A 16,154-nucleotide genomic window follows, 5' to 3' on the forward strand; every position below is an offset into this window, starting at 1 on the left:
GATGATTGTGCGACGAAGAAATACGAACATCGGAATCTCCTAACGGATGAACCGGCCCCACGGATTTGGCGCAGAAGGCGTTGCGTTCCCTTCAAAGGTTCGGCGCGAGCGCGATCTCTATCCCGGTCTCGAACGTGCGGTTCCAGGGCAGGGTGATTTGAACCGCAGCGATGTGGTAGCCGGGATAGAGCTGCTTGAGGATCGCGTCCGCCCGGTTCCACAGCTCGGTGGTGTTGAGTTGGGCTATCGGAGCTGCCTGTTCGGCTAACAGGAAGGTATGATCCGTAATCCCTTGCGCGTTCAGCGCGGCGTTGATCTGCGGGCGAACGAAGTCGTGAAAAGCATAGTCGTCAACGATCCGGTCGAAGGTAAACTCGGCGTGCGCGACCGGATCGTACGTCCCGGCGCGCCGGCCCGCGCCGGCCGCGACGGATTCAGCAACTGCCGTGCCGACGGTGTTCGCATTCGTATTCCAAGACGCGTACGCCTCGAGCTTGCTTGCAATGCCGCTATCGAGTAGGCGCTGTGCGAAACCCGCTTGCGATGTAAACGTCTTCTCCAAAAATGTCAGGTCGGCCAGCGCCACGCGGCGCCCGGCCGATTCATCATCTTTCAGACTCGACAGCAGGGCGTCGTCGTGTGCGGCGTCCGTATTCGGAACGCGCACGTACAGAATGATATCCGGCGACGCATCGTCCTGCACCGCGCCGCAGAGCCGGATCAATCCGCCGATGGCGGTTTGGATCGGCGCATATTCGAGCGGATCGGCAACGTTGGCGCCATCCGGCATCGAGTAGCGCACGGCCACGCGCGGAGTCCAGCCGATGCTGCGCGCGATCGCGCGAGAGACCATCGCCATCCCGAGTTCATCGGCGCCGGGCTCAATCGCGACGCGATCCTCGACGCGTGCCATCGTCACCGCGTCTTGCAGCGCGCGTACTTCCTTGACGTGCAGGCCCACGGGTCCTGCATCGTCCTGTCCGAGCACGAGCGTATCGATTGCGCCGCTCGCGGTGAGCTGAATTAACAGGTTGTCGACGGCGTAGTCTCGATAACGCGTGTCGAGATACGCTTGCAGCACCGGCTCGCCGATGAGCGTGCGCAGCTGCGCGGCGCGCGCTTCTTCTTTGGGCAGCGGCGGGTCGTGCAGACCGGCGTACTCCTGCAGATACGTCCAGATCGGATACGGCGCGAAAAACGTTTGCGCGCGTCCGACCGGCGGAATGCCGGTGGGCGCCAGCCGCATGATCGTCCCGAATGCGCCGATCCATCCGCCGGCGTGTCGAGACCGTAGCCGCTGCAGATTGCGTAAACGAAAATACGCGTCGGCATACGATGCGCCCGGAACGCGCGAGGCGATAAGACCGCCGTACGCCAGCATGTCGGTGCTCACGACAAACGAGTTGGCGCGCGTGGCTTCCGGCCCGTTCAGCCATGCCATGATCGCGTCGGGTTTGCCGGCGTCAAGATAGTTGCCCAGAAGCTCTTTCGGCGGTTCGAGAACAGGCACGCCCGCGATTCGGCCCAAGAGTTGCGGAAGTTGGCGAGTTACGGGCCGGTCGTCCAGCGGCACGAACGCGATGCTTGCAAGCAGCAGCGCACCGATCATTGCGCGACTGCGCGGCGGAGCGAGCCGCCGTGCGATTCCAAAACAGTCCCTGCTTCCTCGGCGGTCAGGCCCTTACGGCCCATGACAACCGCAACCTTGACAAGGCCTTGCGCGGCGTCCAGCAATTTGGCGGCTTCCGCTTCGTCCGCCGGAACGAGTTCCATCACCAAGCGCAACGCGCGCTTACGAAGTTTGATGTTCGACGTGACGACGTCCACCATGAGATTGTCGTAGACTTTCTCCAAGCGCACCATTGTCGCGGTGGAGAGCGTATTCAAGAGGATCTTCTGCGAGGTGCCGGCCTTCAAACGCGTCGATCCCGTGAGCGGTTCCGGCCCCGTCTGCAGAACGATCGCGAGATCCGCAGCTTCTCCAAGCGGCGATCCGGGATTGTTGGCAACGCCCAACGTCCAGGCGCCGATCTCGCGAGCAGTCTCCACCGCTCTTACGACAAACGGCGCGCCGCCGCTCGCGCTGATGCCGACCACCGCGTCGCCGGACTTCACGTGGCCGCGCATCTCGCGCTCGCCCGCGTCGCCGTCATCTTCGGCGCCTTCGATCGCGTGCGTGAGCGCTTCGCGGCCGCCGGCGATATGAGCGCACACCAGCGACGGGTCCGTTCCGAATGTCGGCGGCATCTCCGAGGCGTCGAGAAAGCCGAGCCGCCCGCTGCTCCCCGCACCGACGTAGTGCAGTCTCGCGCCGGAACTCAGACGCATAGAAATCTCGTCGACCGCGGTGGCAAGTTGATCTGTAACGGCTACAACGGCAGCAACCGAGTCGCTTTGCTCGCGCGCGAGCACCTCGACCAGTTCGACCGTGCGCATCTCGTCGAGCGAGGCGGTTTTCGGGTTGCGCGCCTCGGTCTGCGGCAGATCGTTCACAGTAAACGTTCCGCGGCGCCGAGCGCACCGGCGTACGCTTCGGGAGTATCTTTGAGCATCGGCATATTCGGAAAATCGTTGAGCAGGCGCGTCTCGATCAAGTATGTCAGCAGACTGCTCGACCGGAGCAGACCGCCGGCAAACGCGATCGGCGCGCTCGAGCCGGCCAGACCCGCCGATTTTATCGCAGTCTTCACCAGCTCCGTCAACTCGGCCGCGGCCGGTTGCACGATCTTGCTCGCGCTGCGATCGCCGCGCGAGGCGAGATCGAGGACGACCGGCGCAACAGCCGCGACGGCGCCAACGGGCGCTTCGGCGCCGTAAAACTTCTGCAGTGTTTCATGAAGCGAGCGAACTTCGAGCGCTGCTTCGAGCTCTTCGACGAAGGCATCGCGCGGCTTGCGTCCGTCATAAGCGGATAGCAGCCATGAGATCGCGGCAGCGCCGATGCCGAAACCGGATCCGGCGTCGCCCAGCAGATAGCCGTATCCGCCCGCCCGAAATCCGCGCTCGCCTTTCTCCGCGTACGCGATCGCGCCGGTGCCCGCAAGCAGTACGGCGCCGTCACCGGTGGGAACGGCCGCGCGCAGCGCGATGTAGGCGTCGTCGCGCACCTCAATGCGCGCGCCCGCAAAACGCGAACCGAGCAAATCGCGCAGCAATTCGGCAACGCGGTCGCGTCCGGCGCCCGCGGCGCCGACGAAGATTGCGTTGGGCAGAGCGCCATCCAAGGCCAGCTCGATGGTTTCGGCAATCGCGGCTGCCGCGCGTTCGGGTCCGCGTACCGTGGCGTTGGCCGCATCACCGTACCAAACGCCCTTGCACTGACGATCCAGCGAATACGCGACGGCGGTCTTCGAACCGCCGGCATCCACGCCGACCGCTATACTCGGCATTCGAGCCGCACTTTTTCTATCAATTCAAAGAGATCGTGCGGCGCGATCGCGCCCAGCACGACCGGCCCTTTCGCGCCGGTAACCCGCGCGACGTTCGCCGCGCGCGCGCGCAACGTCTCGTATCCGAGAATCGCGAAGGCCACAGCCTCTTTTGAGTTCGCGGGAACGTTCATCGAATCCGAGAGTTCGACGCGGTGCTGCGGCAGACGCTGCTGGAGCTCGCGCAGGATCGCCGGATTCTTCGCTCCCCCGCCGCTGATCAAGACGCGCGCGCGCTCCGGCGCGCTCGATTTTATCGCATCCGCTAACGCGGCGGCGCTCAACGCCGTGAGCGTCGCAACGCCGTCTTCAAGCGAGAGAGCGTCGAGGTGATCGGCGTGCTTGCGCAAGAATTGCGCGCCGAACCGTTCGCGTCCGGTTGACTTCGGCGGAGCCAGCGCGAAATACGGATTCGTCAGCATGGCCTCCAGCGCGGCGGTGTCAACTTTTCCGGCCATGGCAAGCTCTCCGTCGCGATCGAACGGTGCGTCGCCGTTGGTACGGCTTTGCACGAACGCATCGATCAGCATGTTTCCCGGACCGCTGTCGAACGCGACGACGTCAGCGGGAACCGCCCTGCGCGGAATGACGGTGAGATTCGCAATCCCTCCGATGTTGACCGCGACCCGATCTTCCGAATCGCTGGTCAGCAGCAACGCGTCCACGTACGGCACCAAGGGAGCGCCTTGACCACCGGCCGCGCAATCCGCGCTGCGGAAATCGTAGCAGACGGTTCGCTTCAACGCTTCGCGGATGCGAAACGGGTCGCCGATCTGCAGGGTCGTGTGCGCGTTGCCGTCGTGATAAACCGTTTGCCCGTGCGACGCGACGAAATCTACTTCCGTCTCGCCGGCCACCCGCAACGCGGCTCGCGCGAACGCATCGCCCAGCGAGGCATGCAGCTCGGCGACCGCGCGGGTCGATCCGCTGTTGGGCGGCAGCACGTTGTGCAGCGCCTGGCGATCCGAATCCTCGAACTTGGTCGTTTGAAAGTTCAGCAGGTCCACTTCATAGGACCGGCCGCGCGGGACGAGCCTCACCAACGCCGCATCGATCCCGTCGAGCGACGTGCCGCTCATCAAACCAACGACGATCATTGCATCCCCAAATCTTCAATCATGGCTTCGTAAAATGCCGCGCGCAGATCGCGCGAGTCGTTACGTCCAAAATAGACCGCATTCGTAAGCAGGACGCCGCTGCAGTCGCGCTCCGGGTCCGCCCACACTGAACTGCCGACAAATCCCGTATGCCCGAACGTCGCGGCCGATACCCGGGTGCCGCACGAATTCTCGTCGCTGGTCTTCAGGGCCCACCCCAATCCCCGGCGCAGCACCGGATCGTAAGCTTGTTCGGAGATCGCTTCGCGCGCAAGTTCGTCCGGAAGGGTTCCCTTACTTCGTCCGTGCACGGCAGCCAAATACTGTTCGGCGAGCCACGCAACATCGTACGCGCTTCCGAAAAGTCCGGCGTGCCCGGCGGTACCGCCCATCAGATAGGCCTTCTCATCGTGCACGACGCCCTGCACGCGGCCGCGCCAGCCGTCATCCTCCGTCGCCGGAATCAGCTCGCGCATGCGCGCCGGCGGCGCAAAAAGCGCCGGCCTCGACTGAGCGCGCAGACTGCAGTGCTCGAGCCGCTCCAAGAACTCGCCTACCGCGATAAACCCGAGATCGCTGTAGATCACGCGCTCGCCGGGAGCGGCGACAAGTTCGCGTTCCAGCGCAAAGCGCACGACGTTGTGATCGAGCAGCTCGCGGTAATCCGCCCCCGAGTTCATGCCCGAATCGTGGGCCAACAGCATTCGCAACGTGATCCCGGCGTGCGGCTTGTCACGCCACTCGGGAAAGATCTCCGTGAGTGTTGCATCTAAATCCAGACGGCCCGCCGCAACCGCGCGCAGCGCCAGCGTGGAAACGAACGGCTTGGTAATCGAAGCGAGATCGAACAGCGTGTCCACGGAAACCGGGCGCGCGAGCGCGTCGTCGCGCGTCGCTCCGTACGCGCGTTCGAAACGCGCGACGCCGCCCTGTTCGATGCGCGCCACGGCGCCGGTGAACTGCTTGCCGCACGCTTCTTGCAAGATCGCATCCACGCGCGCAAAGGCTGGATCAGCTGCCGGCAACCGGCACTCCGTGCAGCGGGAATACTCCTTGCGCCGGCGCGCCGTCGAACAGCACCGCGGCCAAACCCGCAAGGCTCGGCCGGTCGTCGCCGTACGTGCACAGCACCGTACTCGCCTGCGGAAAATCGAACGCGTCGAACGGCTCGCGCAGCGAAACCAGCATGGCGTCCCGATGCGCATCGAGTATCCGCTCCACGGCAAGTCTTTGCTTCGGGTACACGTGCGCGCGCCGCATCAGCACGATCGGCCGCTTCCCGCGCGTGCGCTCGAGAACGCTTTCCACGGACGGCGTTTCGGGCTCGAGCGGCAGCCGGATCTCTTCTATCGCAACGAATTCCGCCAGCGCCGCGTGGTGCTCGTGTTTGCCCTGCACGCCTTCAACCGTCGGACTCTCGAAGCTCACGACCACGCACGCAGACGCATCGGCATGCGCTTCGCCGCGCAGCAACGTCACGGCGCGACGCCCAATCGTTTCGCCGATTCCTGCGAACGGCGCGGCCGCATCGAGCGGAAGCGGCGAGCGAAGCTGCGAGCGCAGGCGCGACACCCGTCCGTGCGCTTCTTCCAGCCGCTCGCGCGAGAGTTGTCCGGTTTCGACGGCGCGCGCGATCGCCAGAGCAACGCGCTTCGTCAACTCGAGGTCGCGGCTGATTAACACGCAATCCGCACCTGCAGCCAGCGCCTCGACCGCAGCGCGCTCGCTGCCGACGCCCTTGGCGATCGCATCCATTTGCAGGCAATCGGTGAAACAGACGCCGGCAAAGTGCAGCTCGTCACGCAGCAGCTCCGTCAGGATCCGGTACGAGATCGTTGCCGGACGGTCGCGGTCGAATGCCCGCGCGACGATATGCGCCGTCATGACGGCGGGCGCGTTGGGTAGAAGTTTTGCAAACGGAATAAGGTCGCGCGCGCGCAGAGTTGCTTCGTCGAGATCGATGGCAGGCAGGTCCAGATGGGAATCCACCGCCGTCGAGCCGTGCCCGGGGAAATGTTTCAAGGTCGGCACGACGCCGCCGGCTTCGAGTCCGCGGGCGAAAGCGCCGGCAAGCTCGGCGACGCGCTCGGGGTCGTCTCCGAATGCACGCGTTCCGATAACCGTATTCAGGCGGAACAGCGTTAAGTCGAGCACCGGCGCGAAATCGAGATTGACGCCGGCGCGGCGCAGGTCGAACGCCACTTGCGTTCCGGCCGCTTCCGCCAATTCCGGATCGTTCGCCGCGCCGATCGCAAGCATGGACGGAATCTCCTCGACGCCGGCGCGAATCCGCGCCACACGGCCGCCTTCCTGATCGATAGCGATGATCAGCTCCGGATCGATGCCGCGCAGCGCGCCGGTGAGCTCGCGCGTCTGCGCTACCGATTCAATGTTGCCGCCGAATAGGATGGCGCCGGCCGGCGGCAAGTCGCGCAGCAGCGCCTCGAGATCGCCGCCGACGCGCACGCCGTCGAAACCCGCGCACATGACGCCCGCCGCTAAGCGGCGCAGATCGCTCACTGGTGCAACACTCCCGCTTGCCCGTCGAACCGGCGAACGTGCGCTTCGGGAAGGCTCACCGCCACGTCGTCGCCGACGCGCGGCGCAGCCGAGGCAGCGACGCGAGCCAGTAGTTCGCCCATCGATGTCGCCACGCTCACGAAAGTGTCCGCTCCCGTTGATTCCACCGTGCGAACGCGCCCGGCCAACGTCCCGCCGTTATTCAAGGCAACGTGCTCCGGGCGGATGCCGATGGTCTCCGCGCCGTTCTCGAGCAGATTCATCGGCGGCGAGCCGAAGAATTTAGCTACTGCGGTCGTCGCCGGATAATCGTACACGCGCTGTGGTTTGTCGCACTGGACGATTTTGCCCTCGATCAGAATTGCCAGCCGGTCGCCCGCACTCAAGGCGTCGGTGTGATCGTGCGTCACATGAATTGCCGCGCCGCCAAACGCTTTCGAGAACTCGGCGAAGCTGCGCCGCACCTGTGCGCGCAAAGCCGGCTCCAAATGCGCTAACGGTTCGTCGAGGAGCAGCACGCGCGGATCGCTCAGCACGGCGCGTGCCAGCGACGCGCGCTGGCGTTCTCCGGCTGACAATGCGGCGGGCTTTTTCTTCAAGTGCGCGGTAATCCCCAGACCGTGCGCCGTTTGCGCCACGCGTTCCGCGATCGCGTTCTTCTCCCGGCGTTGCAGATGCATGGCAAAGGCTAGATTCTCGGCGACGCTGAGGTGCGGAAAGAGCGCGTCTTGATCGAAGACGATCGCAACGGCGCGGCGTTCGGCCGGAAGATTCGTCGCATCGCGATCGTCGATGACGATCGACCCGGCGTCGGCGCTCTCCAAACCGGCGATCACCCGCAAGAGCGTCGTTTTGCCGGCGCCGCTGGGACCTAGTATAACGAGCGTTTCGCCGTCGGCGACAGATAAAGAAACGCCGTCGAGCGCAGCCCGGCGGCTTCCCTTCAGCGAATAACTTTTTTTGAGGTCGCGCGCGGCGATTGCCACGGCGCGCTAACGTTCCCTAGCGGATGCGGATGATCTGCGCGACGAGCCGGCCGTCGATCTCGCTGACGTCAACGTCCACGTGCGAGCCGCGCCCGAGCTCCGTGAACGAAGCGAAACTCGTGCCGCGGAAAATGCTGGTGCTCGGTGTGACCGAGATCGGCACGCGCCCGTTCGACGTTTCAACCAAAATACTGTTCGTTGCAAAGTCCACGCCGACAACGCGCCCCGAAACCGTCGCGTGCGAACGAGCGGATCCGCCGACGAGCGGCAAGACGTGCGCCCACGGCGGCGGATCGGCAACAGCAATGCTCGTGCCGGCAGCTCCGAGAGCCGCGGCCAATGTCGCCGATGCAAAAATTCGCAGCCAAACCATGTCGTTAAGTCAACGGATGAGCCCAAGTCCGCGTTCCCTTCGACGCTCCGCTTTTGCCAGCATCCCGTCGAGAGGTCGCCTGCCCTGCAAGTTCAGCTCAGTTCCTTCTTATAGGAAGCAATCGCGCCGGAGGCATCCGGCCCGTCCTTTCGCGCCTGCTCGACGATCGCGCGAAAGCGTTTGACGGAGGCATCGTCCGCCTTTTTGCCGGCCAGCACCAGGCGCAGCGCCATCAGGGAGAGATCCGGCGTCCGGGCCCCGAGAATCTTCATCCCCTCGTAAAACGGATCGGCGCCTGGGGCCTGCGGCCGCTCAGCCAGGAGCGCCGCGACGACCTCGTCCTTGGATGGCTTGGATTCGAGAAGGTAGCGGTCGAGCAGGGGGAAGTCCACAGCATGAAGTTCGCCGCGGCGCTCGCGCTCTTCTCCGTCCTTGCGCATATGCGTCAAGCGAACGGCGACGTCTATGCCGCGCACATCGCAAGCACGGCCGCCGTCACGATCGACGGGCAGGCCGCGACGCAGCAAACCGACACGCAAGGCCTGCGCTTTCTGCTGCGCCAGTGCAGCGGAGCCGTCTGTCCGGGAACCTATTTCGATGGAGAACGCCTGTATGGCGTGACGATCAACAGCACGGCCTTGCCGCGCAGCGCGCCGATAGACGCATACATGCGCGCCTTGCGCATCGTCGGAGCGTTGAACTTTCTCGCTCCCGATTTCGCGCAGAAAGGCGGACGCGTGCTGGACGGCGGCACGATCGTGCTCCCGGAGTGCACGTGTGTGCGCCTGATCGTCTCCGATCCCACCGCCGTGCCGATGGACGTGTACGTCGATCAGCGGACCTGGCGCGTAACCGGCGCGCGCAGCACCGGCGGCGGACCGGCCTACAGAATGCGTGACTACCGCCGTGTCGGAACGTACTGGCTGCCGTTTCGCATCGATCGCGACGGTGCGCCCATCGAAGAGTACACGACGCGCAACGTCGTCGCTACGCCGCTGCAGCCGCCGCAAGGTTTGAGCGTGCAGCTCGGCGGGGCGCCCGCGTCCGTTTCACTGGATCCGGCGAGCACGACGCCGGATGCGACGTGTTCGCTCGGCGGCGTCAGCGTGCGCTGTTTGTTCGACACCGGCAACTCCGGCTTGGCGATGAGCTTGGAATTAGCCGAGCAACTCAACCTCAATCCCGTCGGGGTCTTTAGCGTTCGCGGGTTGGGATTTTACGCTACCGAAGTCGTCCGGACCGGACCGCTGCAGATCGGAAACGTACGATTCGGCGACGCGGAGTACGTCGTGCTGAGCGACATCCATCGCTACGGTTACGATCTCGTCCTAGGCGCGGATGTCTTTGCGGCTGCGCCGCTGACGATCGACTACGGGCGTCACTCGATCGCATTCGGCAACAACGATTCGCAGAACGGTTCCGCGGTCGACCTCACATTCGAGAATTTTGTTCCGGTGGTTGACGTGTCGCTGGCCGGACAAATGGCGCGTTTGGCGGTCGACACCGGCGACCAATCAACCGTCAATCTCGCCGACGACTTTTACACCGGGCATCCGACGCTCTTCACGCCGACGCGCACCGAGAGCGTCGGCGGCATCGGCGGCAGCAGCGTGGAGCTGATGGGCACGATTCCCTCGCTCCAGATCGGGACGATAACGACCGGCCCGCAGACGATCGGAACGACGCGCACCCTCAAAGGCACCGCCAACGGACACCTGGGAGCCGGCTTTCTCTCGAGTTTCGTAGTCGTGCTCGACTACGCGCGCCAGCGTATGGTACTGCTTCCCAAGCACACGTGAGCGAGGAGGACGATGCCGAAAGTTAACCTGCAGAGAGCCTTGAACGTCCCGGCCGTGCCGGCGCGCGTGGCGGCCTCGGAGATTCTGCAAAAGATGGCTGCCGGCGATCGCCAATCGGCCCGTCTTTCTCCGCATTTAGGTTTGGGGGACGTCGGCTTGCCGGACGTCGGATATATCGTCATCCCGGTCCGCATCGCCATTGCGAGCGAAGAACTCGAGCCGCGCCATCAAATTCGTTTTACGATGCGCGCGAAGCGCGGCCCCGAAGGTTTTCCGGTTTTTGACGGCGCGCTAGGGGTGGACAGTTCGGGCCCATCGAGTTCCGAGATTTGGCTGGGCGGAACGTACGAGGTGCCGATGCGCACGCTGGGCGCATTCTTCGACAAACTCATTGCGCGCAACGTCGCCGAAAAATCACTCGAGAACTTGCTTAGCGATCTCGCCGAAGCGATCGCGGCTCGAGTGGAGCACCGTGAGATTAGTTTGGCCCGTGACCGGCTCTTCGACACCGGGGACTAGCCCATGATCGAACTTGCGCGGCGCTCGTGCGTTCCGTGCCGGGGCGGCGTCCCGCCGATGGAACGCGCCGAGGCTGAGAAGCTTCTCTCGCAGTTAGGCGGCGGCTGGGAGTTGGCGGAGGTTTCGCCGGGCGTCACCGGATTGCGCAAAACGTACCGTTTCAAGGATTTTCGCGAAGCGCTCGACTTCGTGGACCGCATCGGCGCAATTGCCGAGGAGCAAGGGCATCACCCCGACATTGCGCTGTCCTGGGGGCGCGTGGCCGTCGAGATCTGGACGCACAAGATCAAGGGGCTCACCGAGAGCGACTTCATCTTCGCAGCCAAATGCGAGAACGCCTGAAGCCGCGAACAGAGCGGGAACCATACTTCAAAAGGATGACGTTGCAGTAGCGTGCGCCTGATTACCACGGTCGCCTTGCTATCCGGCCTTGCCCTGGCGCTCCCAATCCCGTCCCGGGCCGCCGCAAACGGTTCAATCTCCGGCTCGGTTCGGGACATCGACGGTCGGCCGTTGGCCGCGGCGCGCGTCGTCCTCAGCGGTCCCCAGCGCGCGGCCACGCAGAGCGACTCCGCCGGTGCCTTCCGCTTCGGCGGTCTGGCACCGGGGACGTACATGGTCAACGCAAACAAGGGCGGCTTTCGCGCGGCCGGCGTCGACGGCATCGCCGTCAACGAGAACGCGCAGCGCGTCGACCTTGTACTTGAAGCCGCCACGTTCTCAACGCTCAAGCAGATCGCCGAAGTTCGCAGCGTCGCCGGACGGTTCAACGACAGCCCTTCCGCGATTAGCGTCCTGACGCAGCAGCGCTTCGCCGACACTGGCCTCTTGCAGATCGCGCACGTGCTCGATCAAACGCCGGGCGTCGTTTCGGCGCGGCCCGCGAGCGCAGACGCGGCCGTTCCCGGTTCGATCACATCGCCGAATCTGCGCGGCGCGCTGGACTATGAAAAAGCCACGCTGCTCGACGGCCGGCCGCTGATCAATGGAAGAAACGGCGATTACCCGACGATGCTCGTGAACTCGCTGCTCTTCGACAGCATCGAGGTCGTGGAAGGCCCGACGGCTTACGCGCCGCAGATCAACTATGGAATCGGCGGCACGCTGAATTTTCGCACCGGCAATCCGACGCTGCACCGGACCGGACAGGTGATCTACGGACTCGACAACATGTCCGGCTCGTTCGGGCAGCTCCGCCTTTCGGATACGGTCGCAAACGGACGTCTGGGATATCTTTTCACGATTGCCAGCTACGGCTCGCAGGGACCGCTCAATAATTATCCGAGTCTCTTTTCGCTGCCGGCCGGCACACGCATTAACGGCGCAGCGGTTTCAGGTTCTACTACGAGCGGAAACCCGATCAACGGCCAGCAAGGCCCGTATCCGATCGCCGGCGCACTTGGCAATCCGCCGAATGCATACGTTACGCTCGTCGGCTGCTGCCAAGCCGTGAACTCGAGCTTTCTCAATCATGGCGAGTTGGCTAAACTGCAGTACCGTTTTTCAAGTGCGACGCAACTCACGGTAGCGTATGTGGGCATTCAATCGCAGTACGACGGGCCGGCTGCGGGCTTCACGCAGATTGGATCGATCTTCGCGCCAACATCGGCGTACTCGGGAACGACCTACGCGCCCGGCCAAACAGTTTTGCTGAACAACCGCACGACGCTTCCGGACCAGCGCCTCTACGACAACGAGCCGATGTTCGAGGCGGAGCTGCGCACGACGTTACACCAGGATACCGTGCTGGCGCGCTTTTACAGCGCGATTCTCGCGCGCCAAACGACGTCCGATTTGAGCGCGCCCTCGGCCAACTACGTAACCGGACCGATCGCGCTTTACGGGACGGCGACCGTCGGCGGTGCCGTAACGGCGTTCAATGGAACACCGGCGAACCTGACGATTCCGACGCCATACTCGAACACGGTCGAGCATGACGCACTGCGCGGCATCTCATTCGAGTACGACCATCCGGCCGGACCGAACGTCTACACGTTCGCCTTCGATCGCAACTCCTCGCTGACCAACGCCTACTCCGTGACGGGCAGCGCAACGAATCCGCAAGGGAACCTGTCCACCACGATTGCCGCCGGTACACGCCAGGACTTTACAACCTATCTCCTGCGCGCGCAATTCGCCCTGAACGACAAGACGCAGTTGACGCTGGCGAACTATTTCAACACGTACCGCAACACGTACACGCCGCAACTTTCGGGCGGAGACTTCGTCTTTGTGACCAGCACGACGACCCACGACGACCCGCGCCTTGGGTTAACCTACCGCGCCAATCCGGATCTTTCGGTGCGACTCTCCATGGGATCCGCCATCGCTCCTCCGTATCCCGCGCTTATCGATAACTTGACGCAGACGCCTGCCCAAGTCTACACGACCGGCGCGCAGACGGTAACAATAGGAAACAACTCCGGCGGGCTGCGGCCCGAAACGTCGTTCGGTTACGATCTGGGCGCCGACTGGCGCACACCTTCGGGCGACATCCTTTCGGTCGACGCGTACCTCACGAATCTACGCAATCAGTTTGTGGCCGTCGTCTATCCGAGCGGCACGACGTACAATCCGCCCGGAACAACGGCGCAAGTTCCGGTCTACGTCAGCACGAACCAAAACCTCGCGCAGAGCCGTTTCGAAGGAATCGACGCGACCTGGCGCCGCGATCCGGCGCGCGGGATCGGCTACACGTTCTCGATCGCGTTGCAGCGCGCATACGCGTACAATTTGCCCGCGTCGTTTTATTCCAGCGCCGCCGGTCCATACACGACGAACTTGGGCGTCGTCAACGGAACGAACTTTTATGCGTTCAACGCGCCGTTCTTCAACGGCATATCGAACAAGAGCGAGGCCTACTCGCAAGGGTACGCCGGCATTCATGCGCGCGGCGGAAACGGACAGTACGGGGAGTTCGGGTTCACGTTTTACGGCTCGAACAACACGTACAACATTCCCGCATTCATGATTGCGAGCGCTTCCTACCGTCAGCCGATCTTCGGGCCGGCGCTGGCACTGCAAGTCTCCGCGGACAACATCTTCAACACCGACTCGGGCTCGTATGTCTCGTACGGGGCCGGCATCGGCGCGCCGCTGGCAAATGGACAGTTCGGAGTTCGCAGCGCCGTCCCGTACGGGCCGGCGTCGCTGCGCGTGATGCTGGTGCGGAGTCTTTAAGCCCTAGCCTTCGTCTCTCGTCTGGCCTTCCAACTTTTCGTAGGCGTCCTGCATCGTGCGCATAATCTGCGAGAAAGTCGTGGCCATCGCGATGGAACCGCGCGCGAATTGCGCGACGGACTCGCGCAACTTGCCGCCAAGCTCCTCCGAAAGTTGGACGTCGGCTAATCCCACCAGCTCCTGATAGCGGCTGCTGGCCGTGGAGGCCGCTTCGGTGACCCGTTCGACGGTTGCCAAATACGCGATAATTGCCGAACCGAGATCGGCCACCGCGGTCCGGCCATCCAAAATGCGCAGCCGGATGTCGCCGTTTTGATCGGACATGGCCCCGGCGTTCGCTCCGCCGCAAGGTTAGCCTGCGTCCGGATCGGGGAACGCTTCATTTCGAAAAGGAGCATCATTTGAATGCCAACTCGTAAGCGAAAGTCTGCAAAAAAGGCCGTAAAAAAGGCGGTCAAACGATCGGTGAGGGGCGCTAAGAAAGTAGCGCGGGCTGCGAAGCGCGCAAAACCGAAAGCGAAAAAGGTCGCCAAGAAGGCGGCGAAGACGGCGCGCAAAGTTGCTACGGGGCTGAAAGTTGCCAGCGCAATCCTAGAGCAAGGCGCCGACCTTACCGACGAAGTAGCGGGCAACCGCAAGAAGCGCTAGGGCGAAACGAGCGCACCCCACGAACGCGCGACGTTCGTTCGCGGCATTGCACCGGGACCGACGCGGTGAATCCGGCACTCCGTGACGGCGCCGCGCCGTCCGCCGAAAAACGCCGCTGCGCGCACGTCGAGGCGCGCACCCGGTGAAAGATTCAGGATCACAGGTTCCCGGTACGCCGGCGCACTTCGCGCCGGCGTCTTTCCATCCAAGGTGTATCGTATCGTCGCATCGATGGGCGTGGAAAGCGCAAGCTTGACTCGAGCTGCGGTCGTCCACGCGTCGACGCTTTGTATTTCACCGGGCAGCGCCGTAAAGACCGTGCGATCGCCCTCGACGCTCATCGATGCATTGGGAATGCGGAACGGATAGCCTTGCGCGTCCAGCCACGCGAATTGCGCCGGTAATCGCTGTAAAAAGTTTGGCCAGTTCTTCTGTGCGCGGGGCGTCCAAAGAATCTCGGCGAGCGCCAATTCGCGCGGCAACAACATGTAAAAGAGATGCTGCGGCGTTCGAATGCGCTCGGTCCAAAGCGCGGCCTCTCCTCCGACCACTCGCGCTCGCTGATCTCCGGCCAAGCCGGGCGGAACGACGTCCCACGAATAGACCTCGTCCAACGTGCTCACGTGCCGCGTCGCGCGCGGCTCTTGCATCGGGTCGCCTTGCGCGGCGTCGAAATAGAGCGGCCAACCCGAAACGACGACGTCGTTTCCTCGTCTGGCGGCATCCGCCGCGCGGCGCATCGAGTTCCAGGCCATCACGACGGCGCTCGTCGAGAGCTGCGGACTCAGAATTTCATTCCAGCCCACGATCCGGCGCCCGCGAGTTCGCACGTAACGTTCGATGCGTGAAATAAAGGCGGGCTCGTTGTAGCCGGCCGGGACTTCGTCGCCGCCGATATGGACGTACGGATCCGGAAAGAGATCGAAGGTCTGCGCGAGGGCATCTTGCAGAAACGCAAACGTTGACGCGCGCGCGCAAAAAACGTCGCTGCGCCCACACCCAAATTGCGGATACGCTTCGATTGCGGCCGAGGCGTGCGCCGGCATCTCCACCTCCGGAAGTACCGTCACGAATCGCCGCGCGGCGTACGCTACAACCTCGCGCACCTGCGCCGCGGTGTATGACGGCCGTCCGGAGATCAGATTCGGATAGCCTGGCACCGGCAGCCGCCACGCTTGGTCGTCCGTGAGGTGCCAGTGGAAGATATTGAGTTTGTAACGCGCGGCGACGTCAATATACCGTTCGACGGTTGCCACATCGAAAAAATGGCGCGCGGTATCCAGATGCACTCCGCGCCAGCGATACGCCGGCCAGTCGCGGATCTGCATTTCACGCGCCAGCGAGGTCGCCCTGAGTTGTTTGAACGTCTGCATGGCGTAAAACAAACCCGCACGCGTATTCGCTTCGGCGGTGACGCCTTGCGCGGTAACGGACAGCGTATAGCCCTCATCACCCAAGCGCTTATCGGCCGGCGAAAGAATACGTTGCGCTACTGCGGGAGAGCCCGGCCAAGAGCGAATGTTCGCGCCGGCATGGACCGAGCGCGGCCAGGGAACGATCGACGGTATCGCTGCCAGCATGAAAGCAGCGATCATCGCCCGTCC

Annotated in this window: 15 protein-coding genes; 4 read left to right on the forward strand and 11 right to left on the reverse strand. The window is 63.7% G+C overall.

Features of this window, described 5'->3' with window-relative positions; translation table 11 throughout:
• Positions 1–91: 91 nt before the first annotated feature.
• From VFO29_08180 to VFO29_08220, 9 genes are all read right to left on the reverse strand, one after another.
• Positions 92–1,609 carry a DUF4127 family protein gene (locus tag VFO29_08180; protein HET9393474.1) on the reverse strand — a complete coding sequence of 506 codons (1,518 nt, stop codon included), beginning with the start codon at positions 1,607–1,609 and terminating at the stop codon, positions 92–94.
• On the reverse strand, positions 1,606–2,493 hold the full coding sequence (gene murQ, locus VFO29_08185; GenBank protein ID HET9393475.1) for an N-acetylmuramic acid 6-phosphate etherase: 888 nt from the start codon (positions 2,491–2,493) through the stop codon (positions 1,606–1,608). Before murQ ends, VFO29_08180 begins: the two co-directional genes overlap by 4 nt.
• A complete protein-coding gene (locus tag VFO29_08190) occupies positions 2,490–3,389 on the reverse strand; it encodes a BadF/BadG/BcrA/BcrD ATPase family protein (GenBank protein ID HET9393476.1) in 900 nt (299 codons plus the stop codon). The genes murQ and VFO29_08190 overlap by 4 nt, the downstream gene beginning before the upstream one ends.
• The gene (locus VFO29_08195; GenBank protein ID HET9393477.1) at positions 3,377–4,525 is read right to left on the reverse strand and encodes an anhydro-N-acetylmuramic acid kinase; all 1,149 of its coding nucleotides are present in this window, start codon (positions 4,523–4,525) and stop codon (positions 3,377–3,379) included. The genes VFO29_08190 and VFO29_08195 overlap by 13 nt, the downstream gene beginning before the upstream one ends.
• The gene (locus tag VFO29_08200; protein HET9393478.1) at positions 4,522–5,550 is read right to left on the reverse strand and encodes a serine hydrolase; all 1,029 of its coding nucleotides are present in this window, start codon (positions 5,548–5,550) and stop codon (positions 4,522–4,524) included. Before VFO29_08200 ends, VFO29_08195 begins: the two co-directional genes overlap by 4 nt.
• Positions 5,537–7,045, reverse strand: a complete 1,509-nt coding sequence (gene nagZ / locus VFO29_08205) for a beta-N-acetylhexosaminidase (protein HET9393479.1) — start codon at positions 7,043–7,045, stop codon at positions 5,537–5,539. The genes VFO29_08200 and nagZ overlap by 14 nt, the downstream gene beginning before the upstream one ends.
• Entirely contained in the window at positions 7,042–8,031 is a 990-nt protein-coding gene (locus VFO29_08210) for an ABC transporter ATP-binding protein (GenBank protein HET9393480.1), read from the reverse strand. The genes nagZ and VFO29_08210 overlap by 4 nt, the downstream gene beginning before the upstream one ends.
• Before the next feature lie 16 nt (positions 8,032–8,047).
• Positions 8,048–8,404, reverse strand: coding sequence for a hypothetical protein (locus VFO29_08215; protein ID HET9393481.1), 357 nt, complete (start codon positions 8,402–8,404; stop codon positions 8,048–8,050).
• Positions 8,405–8,496: 92 nt separating this feature from the next.
• Complete coding sequence (locus VFO29_08220) at positions 8,497–8,796, reverse strand: hypothetical protein (GenBank protein HET9393482.1); 300 nt, start codon at positions 8,794–8,796, stop codon at positions 8,497–8,499.
• 3 nt (positions 8,797–8,799) lie between these two features.
• Between VFO29_08220 and VFO29_08225 the strand changes: the two genes are divergently transcribed.
• From VFO29_08225 to VFO29_08240, 4 genes are read left to right on the forward strand one after another with little or no spacing between them, the layout of a single operon-like run.
• Positions 8,800–10,203 (forward strand): aspartyl protease family protein, encoded by a 1,404-nt coding sequence (locus VFO29_08225; GenBank protein ID HET9393483.1) that lies wholly within the window; start codon positions 8,800–8,802, stop codon positions 10,201–10,203.
• 12 nt (positions 10,204–10,215) lie between these two features.
• Complete coding sequence (locus tag VFO29_08230) at positions 10,216–10,722, forward strand: hypothetical protein (protein ID HET9393484.1); 507 nt, start codon at positions 10,216–10,218, stop codon at positions 10,720–10,722.
• Between the two features lie 3 nt (positions 10,723–10,725).
• Positions 10,726–11,064, forward strand: a complete 339-nt coding sequence (locus tag VFO29_08235; protein ID HET9393485.1) for a 4a-hydroxytetrahydrobiopterin dehydratase — start codon at positions 10,726–10,728, stop codon at positions 11,062–11,064.
• Positions 11,065–11,115: 51 nt separating this feature from the next.
• A complete protein-coding gene (locus tag VFO29_08240; GenBank protein ID HET9393486.1) occupies positions 11,116–13,902 on the forward strand; it encodes a TonB-dependent receptor in 2,787 nt (928 codons plus the stop codon).
• A gap of 3 nt (positions 13,903–13,905) precedes the next feature.
• Here the strand turns inward: VFO29_08240 and VFO29_08245 are convergent, their stop codons facing one another.
• Entirely contained in the window at positions 13,906–14,226 is a 321-nt protein-coding gene (locus VFO29_08245; protein HET9393487.1) for a hypothetical protein, read from the reverse strand.
• Between the two features lie 320 nt (positions 14,227–14,546).
• Positions 14,547–16,145, reverse strand: coding sequence for a family 20 glycosylhydrolase (locus VFO29_08250; GenBank protein HET9393488.1), 1,599 nt, complete (start codon positions 16,143–16,145; stop codon positions 14,547–14,549).
• Between the last annotated feature and the right edge of the window lie 9 nt (positions 16,146–16,154).

This window comes from Candidatus Rubrimentiphilum sp. (assembly GCA_035710515.1).
In the GTDB taxonomy this organism is placed as follows: Bacteria; Vulcanimicrobiota; Vulcanimicrobiia; order Vulcanimicrobiales; family Vulcanimicrobiaceae; genus Rubrimentiphilum.